Source organism: Patescibacteria group bacterium, assembly GCA_018897195.1.
Lineage (GTDB): Bacteria > Patescibacteriota > Patescibacteriia > Patescibacteriales > UBA12075 > JAHILH01.
On record JAHILH010000002.1, the window covers coordinates 1 to 20,000 of the forward strand.

Here is a 20,000-nt window from a genome sequence, read left to right on the forward strand (position 1 = left end):
AGGTTCCTGTCCCGCTAATTTTAATCCTAAAACTTGTTGGGACGAAAAGGAAAGAAAATTCGCCGACAGCGATCCAAATAATTCACAAGTAAATCTACCAGCCGGTAGCAGCGCCTTTGTTTATCAGACAGATAGCAAGGGGCTCGCTTATGATTTGTGTTCCACAATGGAATCTGGTTATATACAAGGACTAAATAATGGCTCTTGTAATATAGTTAATAATTATCATTTAACTGAATTAAGAGATGAGCATGCTCCGCAGTTTATTGGTGTCAGTCTGCCAACGATTAACTCTGGCTTAGAGTTTGTTGGTTTTGTCAAAGCTACAGATCAAGATGGTGATGATTTGATTTGGACTTTTGATTTTCAGCCATCATTTGCTCCGGCCAATCAATGGTCATCTTGGGGTGATGGCAAAGCACCAACTGTTAGTAATTCACCCAATGAAAATGAAAAAAAAATTATCGCACTAAAAACTGGCAAAAGGGGTTCCTATGTTTTCACCGCTAAAATTAGTGACGGTAAAGCCTCAACAACACAAATATTTACTATTACAGTTGTTAATTTTGGTCCCGTTGTTTTATCTACTGATAGGGAGTATGTTGCTAGCACAACTAATCCTCTTAATATTTCATTTAAGGTTTATGACTTGATTACTGACTATCCCCTTGGACGTGCCTTGAGCTACGGTGTTAGTTTTTTAGAATCTAGCGTAATCGATTTTTTTGAAAAAATTGCTCCAGATAATAAAGAATATTTATTTTCATTTTCCGGAATTATAAAGCCGGATAATACTAGTAATATTGCCGGTGTTTATCCATTTACACTTAATGTGAATGATCAGTATGGCGCAACCACCTCTAAGGAGTTTAATATTAAGGTTGTTAATAATCCGCCAATGATTACCGTGCCCCTGGGTTGTCAGCAAAGTACTAGGCAGAATAATCTCTATCAGGCTTGTCAGATTAAGGCTACTGATGTAGATGGAAATTTGGTTAATAAATTTGTATTAACTCAAGCAGCTCTCGGTGTTAGTATCGATAATAATGGCTTGATTCAGGGCGCGCCAACTACTGTTGGCATTCAGCCGATTGAAATTACCGCCACGGATGAGTACGGCGCTACTAGTCAAGCAGTGAGTTATGACATGCATGTAAATAATTATTGCGGTGATGGTGTTCGGCAGAATCAAAATACTGAGGGTAGGGGCGGTGTTAATGATAATGGGCAAGAGCAATGTGATGGAAGCGATAATGTGGCGTTTACTCCAGGTGAAAGCAGCTTCACCATGCAATATTCGTGTAGTGGCACCTGTCCTATTGGTTCTATTAATTGTGGCGGTTGCCTTTCTGTTGGTGGTTGGTGTGGCGATGGAGGCACTCCGCAGTTTTCTTATGGTGAGGGTTGTGATTTTGGACTGACTAACGGTTTTATTTGTTCTGCTGCATATGGAAGTAGTTGCGCGTATTGTGATGGAATCTGTCAGTGGCAGACTGAGATCGGTCCTTATTGTGGTAATGGTGTAAAAGACGGTCCAGAACAATGTGATACCGGATCGTCTAACGGCGTTCTTTGCACGGCCCCTTATGGAGGTAGCTGTTTGTATTGTGATGCAAGTTGCCATTCACAAACTATACAGGGTTTGAGCTGCGGTGATGGTATTGTTAGTAATGGTGAGCAATGTGATGGTGTGAATGTTAGTGGTAATACGTGCGCCGCATTGGGATTCACCGGAGGCACATTGAGTTGCGCCACTGACTGCTCCTCTTTGAATACGGCTAATTGTTATAATCAAATTTGTGGAAATAATGTGGCCGAAGGGAGTGAGGCATGTGATGGTTCCGACCTAAAGGGTAAAACTTGCGCTGCGCTTGGGTATAATGGAGGATCTTTAAGTTGTTCGGGTTGCTCATTTGTTACTTCAAATTGTTGCTCGACTAATTTGGCAGGAATACAAGTTTGTGCTGATAATTGGCATCAAACATATTTTAATGGTGCATTTATTGGCACGTCTGCTGACTGGCACGATGTGACATCATATAGTGTTACAGTACAACCAGGAAAAAATGTCATCGCCTTTAAGGCATCTGACGCAGGCGGTTGGTGGGGCGTTTCATTGACATTAAACAGAAGTACTTGTAATAATATGACTACTAATGACTTGAGCAATTGGAAATGCTCCGGTACTCCTGGTGCGAGCTGGGAACAGATAAATTACGATGATTCATCTTGGCCGGCGGCGACATTTGGTTATCCGGGAACGGTTGGCGTCAGACCAGGTAATTACATGAGTGGCATTAGTCAAATATGGGCATCAGGGTATGGTGAGTATGCGACGGTTTATTGTCGTTATACATTTATGTATTAATTAGAAGTATTAAGAAATTTTATGTCAGCAAAAACAACAACAATTTATACTTGTGCAAAATGCGATGCTCAATCTCAAAAGTGGAGCGGGCGTTGTTTGTCGTGTGGAGCGTGGGGAACGCTCGGAGAAGAAACTTTGAATCGGCAGGAGGTGGAGAAACGAGGAACGGCAGCAACGGCACCAGCTGAAATCATAAGATTGGACCAAATCAAGAATGATAATTATGAAAAACGCATCAAGACTGGTATTTCAGAAGTAGATCGCGTCTTTGGCGGCGGCATTGTGCCTGGATCTTTAATCTTGTTGTCAGGTGAGCCGGGAATCGGTAAGTCGACGATTTTGGCACAGATTGCGAATGCAATTGCATTGAACAGTGATAGTGGGGAAGTGTTTTATGCGAGTGGCGAAGAATCAGCGAGTCAGGTAAAGGCGCGTTTGGCACGCCTGAGTTGTGATTTCGCTAAGATTGGTTTTATTAGTGAGACGAACGTTGAGAAGATTGTGGCGGCGGCGAAGAAGCACAAGCCGAAATTATTAATCATTGACTCGATTCAAACGATGTATTCATCTGAGGCAATCTCAGAGGCGGGTGGTGTCAACCAGATTCGCGTTTCAACGGTGAAGTTTTTGGAACTAGCCAAGATTGATGGTATTTCGATTATTTTGATTGGGCATATTACCAAGGATGGATCAGTGGCTGGGCCGAAGAGCTTGGAGCATATGGTGGATACGGTGATTTATCTGGAGAGCGATGCGAATAAGGATTATCGGATGTTGCGTTCGACGAAAAATCGTTTCGGCTCGGTGAATGAGTTGGGCGTATTTGAGATGACGGGAGCGGGTTTCGTGGAAATAAAAAATCCCTCGGCGATTTTTATGCACGAGGGTAATGAGTTGATTTCCGGTTCCGCGGTGTGCTGCGTCATGGACGGCACGCGACCATTCTTGGTCGAGGTGCAGGCTTTGGTAACGAAGACACTCTTTGGCTATCCGCAACGCAAGGTGTCTGGTTTTGATTTGAATCGTTTGCAAGTCCTGACCGCGGTCTTGACCAAACGTGGCGGTCTGAATCTGACCACGCAAGATGTGATTTTAAATATTGTCGGCGGCATGAAAATTACGGATCCAGTCTTGGATCTCTCGGTTTGCGCGGCCATCATCTCGGCGCTACTCAATCAAAAGATCGACCACAAAACAATCTTCCTCGGCGAAGTGGGTCTGGGCGGCGAGGTGCGTAATGTTGGCAAGTTGAAAGAAAGACTGGCTGAGGCGGCTAAATTGGGCTATACGCGCGCAATTGTTCCCAATGTGGATGTGAAGGCGGGGAAGATGGAGTTGATCAAGGTAAAGAATTTGAGTGAGGTGGTGAATCGGATTATGCATGCTGCTTAACTCGCTTGTCTTGCGGGAAATAGTCGAGGTGAGGCGGGAGACACGATGATTTATAATTTTTTAAAAAAGAAAAAAGCAGACCACGAATGATCTGCTTGTTTTTTTGTTATTTGCGTCCTCCTTAGTAAAGGAGGTGTACTTTTGAGATGTTGATTGGCTGACCAAATGTTTTCTGGAATTTTTTTGCCATCAGATCGACATGTGCCAAGGGATGTATTGCGGAAGTAGTATCCAGGATTTCCCTGGCGATTTTCCGCGTTGCCAGTATACCGTAAATATTGACCGGGCTTCTGAAGAAGTCCTGGTGTAGGGCGTTTACCAGATCGATTTTTTTTTGGTCTGGTTTTTTGTCGTAAAAAAGAGTGGCAAATGCCTCTTCAAGGGTTGCCCTGGGAGAAGATGACATTCGTGGCACTGACAAGCCGGCTTTTTTGAAAGCCGCCATGATGATTTTGTGCAGACAGTCATTGTGCACAGTACCAATAACCGTTTGGCTTCTTTTTTCGCCGTGACCAATGGTCATGAAGCATTGGCAACAGTGGTCGTTGCTACTTTTGATTAGCGACCTGGTAACGGTGACAGTATGACCACCTTTGCCTTGTTTTTCATATATGATTCTTGTCTCACCCATCTTTATCTCCTCTTTAGTTTAAGAAATGCAAAAAAGTTAAAACAACCACTTGTATTATACATTAAAAATTAAAATTTGCAAAGAGCATACAGTCCTAGAGGGTGTTTTTGTTTTAATTTTACTAATTTTATGCTATACTATTATTAGCTGTTGATAACTTTATTTTATTAATTTTTGGCTAATATTGAAAAATATTGCAACATCTGAATAATTTTACTATAGTTAGTTTATACAATTATTTAAAATAATTCATAATCTTTATGAAAAAAGATAACAATAAAGAAGGTTTTACCTTAATTGAGTTGTTGATCGTTATTGCCGTGATGGCGATTTTGACAACCGTGGTCTTTGTGGCCTTAAATCCTTTGGCTAGATTTCAGGACTCAAGAAATTCTCGTCGTTGGTCAGATGTAAATGCTATCTTAGGAGCCATTAAATTAAATCAAGTTGATAATGGTGGTGCATATTTACCGTCGGTTACCACGAATGGGTTTTTGGATGGTGTTGGTAATCAAAACAACTTTTTAATAAGTACTAAAGATGATAATGCGCTCGCTACTGGCGTTACTTGTAATGGTGGCACTCTTGCGGGTGTTGTAGATCTAAAAGAATTAGTAGATAAAGGATATTTGCCGAAAATGCCGTTTGATCCGAATGATATTCAGGTTGTTCAGGCTGACGGCGATGTTGATAAGTCTATGTATTATTTGAGAGTGGAGGCTAATAGTGCAGTTACTGTTGGTGCTTGTAGCTCCGAGAAGGGATCCGCAGCTACTGCGCCGATCGTTGAGGTAACAAGATAGGGAAAATATAATAATTGAATAGAGCTTATAAAAACTGTTCCAAGTATTTGGAACAGTTTTTTATATTGTAACATCAGAGTCTTCCGAACGGGGATTTTGACGCGGTGGTTAAGCACTCAGAATGTCGGAGTCCTGAGCTGAGAGACTCAGACTTAACCACTTTGAGAGACTTTGATGATGTTGGATAGATTTTTTTTGCGTGATATTCTGGGTTTGCAGTTTATAGTTAAAAAATGGCATAATATATTTCATATTTTGTAAATTTTGTGATATAATATAGGCATCTGTTGATAACTTTTTATCATCAAATTTTCCCTAATATCACAAAAATATTTCCGTTTTGAAATATTTTATTTTCCATGCTAAAAATATTTATTCGAAAAAATAAAATATGGTGGTTTTTTTTGCTGTTTTTTGCGTTTACGCAGGCAGTTTTTTTGTTTAAATTTGATAATTTTGACTACTCAGCGCTTAAGGCTTCAGGTGGTGATAAGATTAATATTTATCCTGGTAAATTTAAATTAGAAAAAAACAAGCAAATGGTTGATTGGCAGAATGTGTCAGGTGGCTTGGGTCAAGACTTGGATGATATGGCCGACGTTTCCGCTTTTACTGCCATGAATTCAATTTTTATTGCTATTGGCCAAGAGGCGCAAGTTGAGACTGTGGCTACGGGGACAGTTGTTGAAATGCCATCGTCTGATACTGGAGAGCCGTTGGTGTCAGGGTTAGCGCAGGATCAAGATCAGGAGTTGCTGGTAGCGCCGGTTTTTAATGAAGCTCTTGAAAATCAAGAAAGTGGCTCAGTTGAATTGGTTGTTCCTGGCGGGCAATGTTATGAGCCAAGTACGGAGCAACTCGAAAAAATTAACAATGAAGCCAATATTGAAGCAGTTTCTGGTTCCAATATTGAAGCAGAGCCAGGTGTTGAGCAATTTATTGCACCAGAGTCGGCACCTATTCCAGATGTGGTGCCGGCGTCAGAATCAGTGCCTACGCCTTCGTCAGATGCTAGCTCAGAATCTAGTGGCGAGGTTTCGGTTTTGAATCGTCTTTGGGGTAACACCAAGACATTGTTTTCTTATTTTAAATCTGGGGAATTTGCAAAATCAGAGTCAGTTAAGGCGGATGAAAATCTAATAAGCGACACGGATGGCGATAATGCCACTTCGACTGTTGAGATAAGTGAGCCTGTTTTTAATAAACAGAGTTTTATTTATTCTGATTTTAGTATCCCGGGTGATTATGAAGAATCTGATATTAGCAATATCCAATTGCGCTTATCAATGTCAGCGCTCAGCAATAAACAAAAAGATGCTTTAGTTTTTGAATATCGCATTGGCGGGGGTGGCGATTGGGCCTTGTTAAATGATTTTTTGATTAATAATACTATTTCTAATGCCAACAACGGCGGCTACTTCCTGATTGGTATGCCAGTTTTCCAGGATTGGAGCAATATCAATGACCTGCAAATTAGGGTTAGCTACAAGAGTGAAGACAAGGAAATCATTGACCAAAAGACTAGTATTTACATTGATGCTTTGTGGTTGGAGATTGATTCCAGTTTATCAGGTCAACATTTTCAAGCGGAAACCGACGACGCGGAATTACAGGCCCTAAAAGAACAATTTTCTCTAGATTTTTTATCAGATAAAAGCAGTTTTAAAATCGGTGATAATCCAAAATTCAAATTTAAATTTAAGAAAAATCGAGGTCTATTGGATGGCATTGGGGCTGGACTCAAGAGCTTGGTGAACGATGAATATAAAAATATCGAAATTATTGCGCGTTTAATGCGTGGCGATGAGGAGGTGCGAACTTTTGATTTGACTGCGCAGTATTTGAAAAATGGTGAGTTTGAGATTGATTTAGGCAAGCAACCACGCGAGTTTAAGCCGGGTGAGTATCGTTTAGAGATTGAGATTAAGGAAAATAATTTGACCTTGGGGCGCTTTATTGATTTTGTTCAGGATTTTTCTTGGGGCGTTCTGGCTTTCAACTCAAATAAATCCATTTACAGTCCGAATGAAGATGCTTATTTGCAAATGGGTGTTTTGAACGACTTAGGACATACGCTCTGCGACGCTGACTTGGTTTTGGAAATTACTGCCCCTGATGGCACGGTAACGACGCAAAAAACAGAAGTATCAGACAATGCTATCGTGCGTAATCCAGAGTGCGGACCGGATAATGTAATCAGCACGCCGGATTATTATAGCCATTACCAGACTAGCGGCGTAGGTATTTATGCGGTGCATTTGATTGCCAATACGGACAATGGACAAAAGGAAATCAAGGATCAATTTGAAGTGCGCGACTATGTGCCTTTTGATATCGACCGCACCGGTCCGACACGTGTTTATCCTTATGCGGGTTATGAGGTGACTTTTACCATTAAGGTGAATGAGGATTATCAAGGTGATTTTATCGAGAAAATGCCCGTGTCTTTTAAAGTGGTTTATGCGAGTGGCACAGTGGAAACGATAAATGGCGAGGATCGGGAATTGAGCTGGGCAGTTGATTGGAAGAAAGGGGAGTCGTATTTTTATCGCTATATCTTGGATCCGCCCAATGTGTCACCGGAGTTTTTCTTGCTTGGTCCGGCAGCTTTTTCTAATAATACTTTTATCGAAGCACGTCAGTGGCAAATCGCCTCTGATGCTGATGTTGGTTATGTCTTGGCTCAGTCAATCGCTTTGAGTGCTGGTTCAGCTGATACAGTGAATTACACAACGGCGGTAACAGCGGCTTCTGGTGCCTTTGTGGGTGGTAAGAAATATTTTGTCTATGTAACCGGTGGTTTTACCGGTTCTGGTACAACGGTGAATAACGATTTTGAAATTCGCTATGATACGACAGTGCAATACACGGGCTTGGTCGAAGCGCCAGGTACGGCGGCCGATGCTTTCCAGATTTCCTGGATGGATGTTTATGATCAGCCGAGTACGCCGACGAGTATTGATTTGCGTTATCGTCCAAATTCCGGAACGACGAATTCTTTACATGCCCAGATATTGGCAATCAATCTGAGCGACTTACGTCCAACAGATTGGTCTTATGCTGTTGATGCGACTCCAGCGGTGCATACCACTACTTTTACTGCGAAAACGAGTGTTACCCTGGATTATGCCAATGGCGTTAAGGATTGGTTGGTGTTTGGCATGGGCGATGTTGGGGTTAACGACAGTAATGGCGGCACTAGTTATGCCGGCCACATTTGGAATGGCTCGACAGCTTATATGCAATATGTAATGGAGGGCGAAAACAATGCGGAAATTTTACCCTATGTCTTGATTGCGCCCTTTACCGCGGTGGCGACCAGCACCACTTTTAGTATGCGCGTGGCCGATGTTGGTTCAGCGGCCAATGATTATAATAGTAGCAAGCTCTTTGCCTTGAATATGAGCGCCTTTGAATCGCATAAGTCGATGTATACCGGCACAGATGTGACCTTTCCAGCGCTAGCAACTTGGTATAATATTGGCAATCTTAATGCCGGTAGTAATTATCAGCCGACTTCAAGTGGTAATCAATTTGTCTTTACTTCTTGGATTGATAATGCCGCTAATGCAAGTGCGGGAACTGATGATCGTTTGCAAATTAATGGGGCAATTGCGCCGGTTGGTTGGAGTTGGATGCAGGGGGCGGCTTTGGATAAAACCGGTCATGGTGCGGCTGATTATTCTTTGTTTAATATTATGACCGTGGCCAATATTCCAACTACCGGCTATACCATTAATGCGTCAGCCTTGGCTAACTCACAAACAACTCAAAGAATGGATCAAATCTCGATGGCGGTTTTTAGTACAGCCATGGCACCGAATATTTTGCCGACAGGTATTTTTAATTCTGTGAGTCAGGCGACTAGTACGCCTGACGTGGTTGATATTTCTATCAAAGTTAATGATCAAAACTTTGATGAGGTGCGGGTGAAGATTGAATATGCGACTGGTACGACTTGTATTTTTTCACCGGCTGGCGATCCAACCTTAAATGAAAATGCGGCTTCGACTACAGCTGATTTTGGCACGGTGCATGTTGATAATATCCAGCCTTATCAGGTGGGCACAAGTACTTATAAAATTATTACTTCTTCGGGAGCAAATAATGTCAATTTTGATTGGAATCCGGTATTGGATATTCCGAACCAAGAAGGCTATTATTGTTTACGCTTAACCGCTAATGATGGTTATAGTGATCAAACAATGCCAGCAACAACAACGGTTTATATTGACAACAAGTCGCCTACGGTGCCTGGGTCTTTGACAGAGTATGCCAAGACAGACACTTCAATTACTTTGAAATTTGGGGCTCAAGCCAGCGATCCTAATTTTTCTGAATATCGAATTTTTTATAAGGTTGGCACGAGTGGGGTAACTGAGGGTGACATGGAGCAGGTTGACAACAACTTGAACTTTATTAATTATAACGGTTTTACTACCACAGAGGTAAGTGGTTTGGTTTCAAATACGGATTACGTTTTTAATATTTGGGCTTATGATGCTTATGGGCACAGGTCTTCATCGACAGAAAATTATATCAAGACAGAATTAGGCTTTAATCCGCCAACGGGTATATTTAATTCGGTTGCGCAAAAAACTGACGGCTCGGGAATAATTGATTTATCAATTGAGGTTTATGACATGGATCATGACAATGTGCAGGCCAAATTGGAATATCAACCAGGCTTGACCTGTAGTTTTTCACCAAGCAGTGACCCAACTTTGGATGAAACTGATGCCAATATCACGGCTGATTTTGGTGATCCGCGTATTGATAATAATAGTGTCTATCAAATCGGTACCAGTACGTCTTGGATTACAACTGCTTCGGGGTCCAACTCGGTGATGTTTGATTGGAATTCAATGGCGAATGTCCCGACAGCGGATGGTGATTACTGTTTGCGCTTGACCACTAACGATGGAGTTCAGGACCAAACAATAGCGGCAACGACGACGATTACTATTGACAATGTGGCGCCGACAACGCCAAGCTCTTTATCGTTAGTGAGCGATGAGTGGGGTCAGATCACCTTAGCTTTGGGCGCACCAGTTACGGAAGCAAATTTTTCCGAGTATAAGATTTTTTATAAAGTTGGCACCTCGGGTGTTACCGAGGGGGACACGGCTTTTACAAAGGCAGATAATCCAAATTTGGGGGTCAAAAATTTTAACGGCGCGAGCTCAGTGGTTATTAGTGGCTTGGCAGCCAAGACCCAGTATGTCTTTAATATTTGGGCTTATGATGCTTATGGTCATAAGGCAAGCGGAGCGCAGGAATTAGCGATTACCACTAATACAGTGGTGTCAACTGATGCTCAGTACTGGTTAACACCGAATAGCGGCACGAATGTGGGAGCTGATATTACTGATACAGTTTGCGGTTCTTTGTATACCAATGTTATTCCGAAACGCTCATTATTGATAACCACTCCTTCGACTTGTGGTATTCGTACCAGAACGCGATTTACACCGGCAGCGGCTGGCTCTTATTTAATGAATTTTTCCGTTTATAATACGGCCTATGCTAAGGATACTTTTATTTCTGGCACCAGTACGGTTTCGGCTATTTCAGTAATCCAGGCCACAGCGAATGCAGTGAATTGGTATTATGAATTTTGTGAATATGATCCAAATGGCTCACCTTTAAATTGTAATTCACTCGGTACCTCCACTTCGGTAACTGCCCCTGGAACAGTCTTGGTTACGCTTTATCCATCGACACAAAATATGACTGGTGGTGTGGTTCGTGCTGGTTATAAGTTGGCTGTCAAAACCTGGTTAGTGGAACCACGAACATCGGGTTGGACTTTGTCTACTTTTTACTTGGATACAAGTGCTGCCTCTAACGTGACTTATGTTAATGTGAAGCAATCGGTTATTTACGTGGCTCCGGATGCGGCCATGTCTTTGCAACAATATCGAAGTGATGGTGTAAGTACAATTGCAAATGGGTCCTTGCATAATGAAAATAATGTTGTCTTGGGCGCAGCGGTCAATGATGGTGATACTAGCGATACCGTATCGCTTTATTTCCAAATGGCGACCACAAGCGGTGCTTTTGAGACCTCGTCGGGCGTGCCAGGTGCGACTTGCGCGAGTGGAGTAGCTTATGATTCGTGCGCGAGTAAGATTTGGAGCCGTACCAGTGCGCTTGGTAATTATAGTGTTACACCATTTACGGCGACGACTAGCATTATTAGCATTCCTGATTCGTTGATTGGTTACAAATGGCAAGTTAAAGCGTGTGATAGCCAAAGCTCTTGTTCGGTTTGGGTTAATTTTGATGACTCGATTCCAAATTTTACTATTGATACCAAGCCGGCTGACGCGACGATTATTGGCCAATTTAAAAATAACGGCACAACAACAATTGCAAATGGGGCTTGGACAAATGAAGATAATGTGAAATTAAAAGCATCTGTGACTGATCCGGATGCGTCTTCAGCTTTGAAGATTTACTTCGAGTTGGTAGATAATACTACTGCTTTCACTAGCGCCACTACTACAGCTTGTGCTTCAACCACGACCTGGGCGGCCTGCACTAGCAAAATGTGGGTGGCGACCTCAACGACGGCTGATTATCGTATTGCACCTTATGTAGGAGAAGTGAATCCAAACACAATTCCTGCATCGGCGATTGGTTATAAGTGGCAGGTGATGGCTTGTGATAATGATAATACTTGTTCAAATTGGCAAGATTTTGGTTCCGATCCTAATTTTAGGATTGACTTGGCTAGTCCAATCGCACCTGGGCCGTTGTCAATTATTAGTTTGTCGACGACTGGAGTGGTTCTGGGGTTGGGGACACCAGGCTCGGATGTTAATTTTGCCTCTTATAAGCTTTATTATAAAGTTGGCCCAACAGCTCCTAGTGAAACTGATAATTTACTTATAGATCCAAGTTTTACCTTGGTTGATTTTGGAGGCGCTACCACGACGGCGCTTAATAGTTTGGCAGCCGGCACTCAATATAGTTTTAATATGTGGATTTATGATTTGGCGGGCAATAAAGCGAGCTCGACGCCGTATATATCGACTACAACAATTAATTCGGTAACACAACCAAGTGGTTCAATTTATATGGCAACCCAAGAGGGAGATGGTTCTGGGGCGGTAAAAGTGGTTATTAGAGCTGATGATTCCGATAATGATGATATTTTACGCGCCAGGTTGTTTTATTCAGCGGGAACGAGCTGTGTTTTTGGGGCCAGTAGTGATCCAACAATCGATCCTTTGGATGCGCGGACAACAGCCACTTATGGAGATCCCAAGGTGGACAATAATGCTGTTTATCAAATCGGTACTAGTACTGGGTGGATTATGACTTCTCCCGGGGAGAACTTCATCGTGTCCTACTGGACGTCAAAAACGGAGGTGCCGACAGCTAACGGTGATTATTGCTTGGGCTTGGTCGTTTATGATGGTACAACTGCACCAACCGCGACAAGTACTTATATTGTTTATGGCTTGGATAATGTGGTGCCGACAAATCCGGGGTCTTTAACTTTTAATAAAAAAAATGCAACTAGTGTAACGGTGAATTTTGGTTCCCAAAGTACAGATACCAATTTTAGAGATTATCGGATTTACTACAGTACGACAACGCCACCAACACTAGCAAGTAGTTCAGAGTTTTTTGAAGCCAATATGGATTTTGCGAATTATGGTGGAGCGGCAACAACAACAATTCCAGGTTTGTTGCCAAATACGCAATATTATTTCAAGATTTGGGCTTTTGATAATGCGGGTAATAGTGCCAGTTCTTCTGCTGTCCTAGGTGTAAAAACAAACGCTTATCCAACCAATGTTTTGGCGATTGATCAGTATCGAAATACTGGGATAAAAACAATCGCGAACGGTGGCTGGACTAATGATGTTAATGAGTTATTATATGCTTCAGCCAATGATCCTGATGCTAGTGAATTGTTGACAGTCTATTTCCAATTAGTGAGCAATGGCAGCTCGTTAGCCTCGGCAACAACAACGCCCGCGGGAGCTTGTGTTTGGGGAACAGCATTTAATTCTTGTGCTAGTAAGATTTGGTTTATATCTTCATCAACGGCAAGTGATTACTCTGTAACTCCTTTTGTGGCAACAACTAGCGTCACTAGTCTCCCTCAGGATTACGCCGGTTATAAGTGGCAAGTTTTAGCATGTGATGACGATGGCGATTGTGCAAGCAACTGGACAATCTTTAATGTTGCTCAGCCGAATTTTAAAGTTGATTTAACCAATCCAACGGCACCGGGAGCTTTGACAGAAAATAGTAAAAACCAGGTCAGTGTTACCATGAATTATGGAGCAGTCGGGTCTGATACTAACTTTGCTTACTATAAAATATTCTACGCGACATCTTCAGCTGTGAGTGAATCAAGTTATGAGGTAGTTGATAGTAATTTGAATTATATTAACTACAATGGCGCCTTGACCACTACCGCTAGCGGCTTAAGTCCAGGCACGGATTATTACTTCAATATCTGGATTTACGATATGGCGGGCAATAAGGCCAGCTCGACAGTGGCTTTAATGAGAACTAACGGAGGTATTTCCACCAGTAAGCAGTATTGGTTGATTCCAGACTCGGGTACTAATGTTGGGGCAGATACAACGAATATTAGTTGTGGTACTAACATGTCAACCTTTGAGACATCAATATCGTTACTTTCCGCAACTGACTCTACTTGTAATACAAGAACAAGACTTCGTGCGACGCCAAATTCTAATGGTGTTTATCAAGTATTTTTTTCCGTCTTTGATACGGCATATATGGCAGATACTTATATTTCCGGTTCAGCAACAAGCTCAGCTATTTTCGCCTCTGATCCTTCAGTCGCGGATTACTTGTATTATGAGTTTTGTGAATATAATCCCGCTGGTTCACTGCAAAATTGCACATCATTGGGCACTTCAACGTCAATTTTGGTGCCAACGACGGCAGCTACTCTACTTCCAGATACTACCAACTTGTCTGGTGGTTATATTCATGCTGGCAAAAAATTAGCCGTGAGGCTTATGCTTTCCGATTATAGCGGATCAGCCTGGGGGCAATTACAGACATATTTAGATGAAAATGCAACTCCTGGTGTGGCTTATGTGAACATTACTGAGACTGCAGATGCTACTCCATTAAATCCTGCTAATTTAATTCAGTACAAGAGTGATGCAATTACGGTTATTAATAACGGTGCCTGGGTGAATCAAAATACGCTTGTATTCAAGGCTTCAGCTAATGATCCGAGTGTTAGTGACAAGGTAGCTCTTTATTTCCAGGCTACTTCCACGGCGGGGATATTTACCACTATTACTACACAGCCGGTATCGTCTTGTGTAGCTGGTACGACCTGGGCGGCTTGTGCAAGCAAGATTTGGCAGTCGGCTAGTTCGACCGGTGATTATCGGGTAACGCCCTATACAGGTACTACCACTATTTCGACGATTGTTCCCGATGGTGATTATAAGTGGCAAACAATAGCCTGTGATTTGTCAGCAAATTGTTCTAGTTGGGTGACTTATAATTCAGTGGTGCCAAATTTTAAGATAGACACTACTAATCCAACGGCGCCAGGGGCTTTGACAATTACAGCCAAGGATTCACGAAGTGTAACCTTATTATTTGGGGCATCCACCACGGAGGCGAATTTTTCGCAGTATAAGATTTATTATAAGATTGGTGCCAGTGGGGTATCAGAGTCTGATTTACTATGGTCATCATCATCTGCTGCAAGCCTTGGCTTTCAAAACTATAATGGTGCAACTAGTACGACTATAACTGGATTGGCTTCAAGCACGCAGTATGTCTTTAATATTTGGGCCTATGATTTGGCTGGCAATAAGGCTAGTTCCACTACGCAAGTGTCAACAACAACTGATGCAGCCTATATCATTACGCAGCGGTCATTTTTATTAGAAAATGATGATGGTGTGACGGTTAATACTAATACAGCAGAAGTGGCAGCTAGCACCTCTTTGACAAATCTGAATATCGGTGAGCGCTTGAATGCTCGTATCCAAATTGATAATACTGGTGGAGATTTAACTGGCAATAAGATTTACAAACTGCAGTATGAAAACGTGACCGATGCGCCTGGCACCTGGGTGGATGTTGGGGCAACGACGCAGATTGCTTATTCAGATGCTTTGTCTGGAGCGAGTGGTGATATTGCCAGCACTTCAAAGGCAGTCGCTAGTGCATACACCTGGGTTAATGGTCGTTTTTACAAGAACACTAATTTAACGGCTAATTTTGACTTAGGCAAAAATGTTTACACAGAATTTATTTTTGCGCTTAAGAATGACGCTGCCTTAGCCGGAAAGACTTATCGTTTGCGTTTGTTTAATTCAACTGATAATTCGCCGCTGAATGCCTATTCCAATTATCCGATTTTTACCACAATTGCGACGGAGACTAAGGCTTATTCCAAGGAATCAATGGTAGCCTTGCCATCTAGTAAGGCGGGTTTGAATTATTATCTTGATCCGCAGGGCTATGTTGATACAGTGGCTGATGATGCAGTGCGAGATTCAATATCATCATTTGCGCAATATGCGGTTTTCAATTTTGCGACTAAGCACTCAACCAACACGAGCGCGATTACGGCAACTTGGAACGGTCAGTCTAGTTTGTCGCCGTTGTTTGGTAACATTGTTTTGCAGGTTTATCGTTTTGGTACAGTTAATAATTGGGTAACCGTGAGTACTGAGGCAATGGCGGCGGCTAATACAGATTTTAATATCTCTGGTAATATTAATGCCAAGGTCAGTGAATACTATAGTATAAACAATTGGACTTATTGGCGCGTTTATCAGGTGTCTGGCACGCAGACCTTGCGTACTGATGCTGTTAATGTGGTATTTTCAGCACCAACGCCAACCGTTAGTCAGCGTCATTATCGTTGGCGAAATAATGATGGCACGGAAGCAACCGCAACTTGGCTTGAAACTGAGGATATTGGTAATCCGACCGTAGGGGCGGCTTTGGCGATTGGCAGTAGCACGCGTGTTCGTATATCCGTTGCAGATATTTCCAGTGGCGCGGCTAATAATTATCAATATCGTTTAGAATATGCACCGACCGCTGCTAATTGTGCGACTGATCCAGGTGGTTGGATAGCAGTACCGGCGACAACGGCAACGACTGAACATTTTGTGATGGCGACCAGCTCTCTAACAGCTAATGGTTCAACAACTGTGATGCGCTTGGCTAATGCAGAGGGCTACACATCAACTAGTGGTTTTATGGTGGCTAATCCATCAAATGCAAGCGCTAATCTTTCCTTGGTTGAAAATCAATATACAGAAAATGAATATATCATAAAAACAACCAGTAACGCCTTAATGGGGAATACTTATTGCTTCCGTGTCACTAATGCCGGCGTGGCTTTAAATAATTATAATATTTATCCGGAAATAACCTTGGCCGGAATTTCCAACAATGCTCCGACTTTTACCGTTAATCCAGTGGATAACGGTTCAGCCACAGGCTCGCCAACTAATTATGGTGGGATGGTTAATTTTGCGGCGACAGCCCAGGATGCCGATAATGACAGTTATTATTTAGCGATTTGTAAAACCAATAGTATTACTGGTGGTAATGCGGCGCCACCAACCTGTACTGGTGGTAATTGGTGTATTTCAACGTTAGCTTCATCCTCGGTTGAGGCTGATTGTGATTATACAGTTGCAACAAGCACGGAGAATAATGCCTGGTACGCCTATGCTTGTGATTATCGATCCGGTGTTGGTTCGTCTCGTTGTTCTGTGGTTTCGCAGGGTGGTTGGGACAATGAAGACGATTCTCCTTTTGTGGTGAATAATCCACCAGCTTTTTCAGCGGTTGTAACGACGAATAATAATCAAAATCCAGGCAGTAATTTCACCATCACTACAACATCTTCTGATACGGACAGTGTGGGCGGTGCTGATACCTTGACTTTATTTGTTTGCACGATTAATTCCGCCGATTATAACGGCTGTACGATTGCGACCAGTACTGTTTGTTCAGCGATAGCCACCAGTTCGCCAAATGCCAAATGTTACTACCAGGATACAGCACCGTCTCCATCAGGACCGACAACTTACTATGCCTTTATTTTCGATAGTCATAATTTAGCCTCAACGGGTAATTCTAAGAGCAATTCTTATTCCATTAATAATGTCGCACCGACTATTGGTCCATTGGTTTTACATAATGCCACTGATATTACCTTACTAATGAAGGGCAGTGATACAAATGTTCAATCAATTAATCAAACTGTTACCGATACGAATGGTTGTCAGTCGTTAGTGAGCGCTACCGCGGTTACCTATATGTCTAATGTGGCCGGTGGTTTTAATTGCGCAGCCAATAATAATGACTGCTATTTAATTGGCACTAGTAATTGTATAGTGAGTGATTGCATTGGTCCCGATGATGATACGGCTAAATACACCTGCTCCGCTAATTTAAAATATTATGCAATTCCAACCGATGATCCGCCAGGAACGCCTAGTAATCCTAATCGAAACTATAATTGGTTATCAAGGATTAATATCTATGATGGCGCGACCTATGTAGCGACAACTTCTGCTGGCGTGGAGATGATAACAACCACCGCCCTTGATGTTAATGAAACGCAAATTGATTTTGGTAATTCGATGTACGTCGGTGAAGATAGTGGTTCAAGAAATTCCACCACGACGATTGAAAATTATGGTAATTCACCGATTGATGCTAGATTATCAGGTACAGATATGACAGCCGCTCCAAGTACCCCTATTCCAGTAAATAATATCGAGTGGAGTGTTAACAACTTCACTTGGTCAACTGGTAGCGATTTGACTGTAGCCGGAGTAGATGCTGGCTTGGGCATACTAAAACCAACCAGTGCAACAGCTGAATATAAGAAAGTTTATTGGGGCATTGGTATTCCATGGGGTACGGACTCGAAACAATTTACTGGTACAAATAATTTTGAAGTGACTTTGTATAGTGCGGGGTGGTAGAGGTTTGTTTTCCCTCTCCTGATGGGGCGAGTGAATGCGATGCGTTAATATTATAAAAATATATGTTAAATCAAATTATAGCAACTTTAGAGAATCTAAATATTTTTAGTTATTGGTTAATCTTTTTTGCCATATTCTTTTTGTTTATTTATTTAGCGGAAATAGTGGTTATAAAATTCGGTCAGCCGATTGTTCGCTTTGCACTTTCGCTTTTAAAATCTATTAAAGAGGGAATAAGCAATAACGATGATGTTAAAAGTTTTTTCACAAAGCATCCGAAAATTTCGGCTTTCCTTGATCGTCGCCTTGATAAGACTCATTTTTTCGGTTTTCCGCTGACGATGTTTGCACTTGCTTTTTTCTATGTCCTTTTTCTTTTTAGTGGCGTGGTCGATGGAATCATACGTGCTAGCACAATAGTGTTTGTCGACACCAGGGTGGATAATTTATTGATGATTTTTCGAGACGAAACGCTGACCACTTTTTTTACCTGGGTGACTGTTTTGGGAAGGGGTCGAGTAGTCTTATTCTTTATAATTGTTACAACCGTGCTGCTGTGGCTCTGGAGGAAGCGTTATTATATTATTCCTTTTTACGTGGTCCTGGTTGGAAGTGAAGTTTTTACTTATTTGGGTAAGATTATTTTTCAACGAGCCCGACCGGCGTCAGCGATTTATTTTGAACCTACTTATTCATTTCCCAGTGGTCATGCTACCACGGCTGTGGCTTTTTATGGTTTTGTAACATATTTGCTAATGAGCTTAATAAAAAGCAGACGACGCAAGATACATATATTTTTTGTCGGTTTTGTTTTGATTTTTTTGATTGACTTTAGTCGTTTGTATTTGGGTGTGCATTATCTGAGTGATGTTTGGGGTGGGGATTTGGTTGGCTTGCTGTGGTTGATTATTGGGATTAGTATGGCAGAATGGGCATTAATTAAAATTGGCAAAGGACCAAAAATATTACCTTTTGCAAAAAAGAAAAAAACATCAGCATCTTTAATAATAGCTTCGTTGGTGGTTTATATTGTTTCAGTTATTTATTATCAACCAGAGCTAATGACTGTTCATCCGCCACTTGCGGAGAAAGTAGTAAATAATATTGAAGAGATATTTAGTGATAATCATTTGCGTTATACCGAAACTTTATCTGGCGCCAAGCAAGAGCCACTTAGTTTTATTATCTTGGCCAAAGATGACGATGCTTTTATTACCATTTTTGAGAAAGCGGGCTGGAGTCTAGCTGATAGCATTAATCTGCATTCAACAATAGAGATTGCCAAAACGGCTATTGCCAAGAAGCCTTATCACACTGCGCCCATGACGCCATCTTTTTGGAACCTAGAAGTCCATAATTTTGGTTTTGAAAAGGCAACTAGCGCTAATAGCGTTCGCCAGCGACATCATGCCCGTTTTTGGAGGACCAATTATATAACAAAAGATGGTCAGCAAATTTATATTGGCACAGCGAGTTTGGATAGCGGTATTAAGTGGGGCATAACTCATAAAATTAGCCCTGACATCGACACCGAGCGTGACTATCTTTTGGCAGATATAATCAGAGAGAATCCGGAAATGAGCTATAAAAAAAAACCCTTTGTTGATCCAGTGCTAGGACAAAATTTTGTCGGTGATCAATTTTTCTCCGATGGGCAAGCCTATTTCTTGCAGTAAAATTACTCAAATAGCAAACTAAAAACGGGCCGCGAAGAGTGGTCCGTTTTTTTGAGCCTGATCGCCAAATAGTGATATTCAGCAAGAGGTCTCGGTCATAAGATCTGTTCGTGAGAATGCTATTTTTCAATATTATTCTCGCGACAG

At 41.9% G+C, this 20,000-nt stretch carries 6 protein-coding genes; 5 read left to right on the plus strand and 1 reads right to left on the minus strand.

Features of this window, described 5'->3' with window-relative positions; genetic code table 11:
* A partial coding sequence (locus KKD45_02770) for a hypothetical protein (protein MBU4309424.1) occupies positions 1–2,368 on the plus strand: 2,368 nt, incomplete at its 5' end.
* Positions 2,369–2,389: 21 nt separating this feature from the next.
* Positions 2,390–3,760 (plus strand): DNA repair protein RadA, encoded by a 1,371-nt coding sequence (gene radA / locus KKD45_02775; GenBank protein ID MBU4309425.1) that lies wholly within the window; start codon positions 2,390–2,392, stop codon positions 3,758–3,760.
* Positions 3,761–3,881: 121 nt separating this feature from the next.
* Here the strand turns inward: radA and KKD45_02780 are convergent, their stop codons facing one another.
* A complete protein-coding gene (locus KKD45_02780) occupies positions 3,882–4,391 on the minus strand; it encodes a hypothetical protein (GenBank protein ID MBU4309426.1) in 510 nt (169 codons plus the stop codon).
* A 260-nt stretch (positions 4,392–4,651) separates the two neighbouring features.
* On the opposite strand from KKD45_02780, the gene KKD45_02785 reads away from it, so the two are divergent.
* The 3 genes from KKD45_02785 (at position 4,652) to KKD45_02795 (ending at position 19,853) form a co-directional block, all read left to right on the plus strand.
* A complete protein-coding gene (locus KKD45_02785; protein MBU4309427.1) occupies positions 4,652–5,194 on the plus strand; it encodes a type II secretion system GspH family protein in 543 nt (180 codons plus the stop codon).
* Positions 5,195–5,553: 359 nt separating this feature from the next.
* A complete protein-coding gene (locus KKD45_02790; protein MBU4309428.1) occupies positions 5,554–18,177 on the plus strand; it encodes a fibronectin type III domain-containing protein in 12,624 nt (4,207 codons plus the stop codon).
* A 62-nt stretch (positions 18,178–18,239) separates the two neighbouring features.
* On the plus strand, positions 18,240–19,853 hold the full coding sequence (locus KKD45_02795) for an LssY C-terminal domain-containing protein (protein MBU4309429.1): 1,614 nt from the start codon (positions 18,240–18,242) through the stop codon (positions 19,851–19,853).
* Positions 19,854–20,000 lie beyond the last annotated feature (147 nt).

Bases quoted from the DNA above. Each gene is read 5' to 3' on its own strand.
- radA (MBU4309425.1), top strand. From the start codon at position 2,390: ATGTCAGCAAAAACAACAACAATTTATACTTGTGCAAAATGCGATGCT.
- KKD45_02780 (MBU4309426.1), bottom strand. From the start codon at position 4,391: ATGGGTGAGACAAGAATCATATATGAAAAACAAGGCAAAGGTGGTCAT.
- KKD45_02785 (MBU4309427.1), top strand. From the start codon at position 4,652: ATGAAAAAAGATAACAATAAAGAAGGTTTTACCTTAATTGAGTTGTTG.
- KKD45_02790 (MBU4309428.1), top strand. From the start codon at position 5,554: ATGCTAAAAATATTTATTCGAAAAAATAAAATATGGTGGTTTTTTTTG.
- KKD45_02795 (MBU4309429.1), top strand. From the start codon at position 18,240: ATGTTAAATCAAATTATAGCAACTTTAGAGAATCTAAATATTTTTAGT.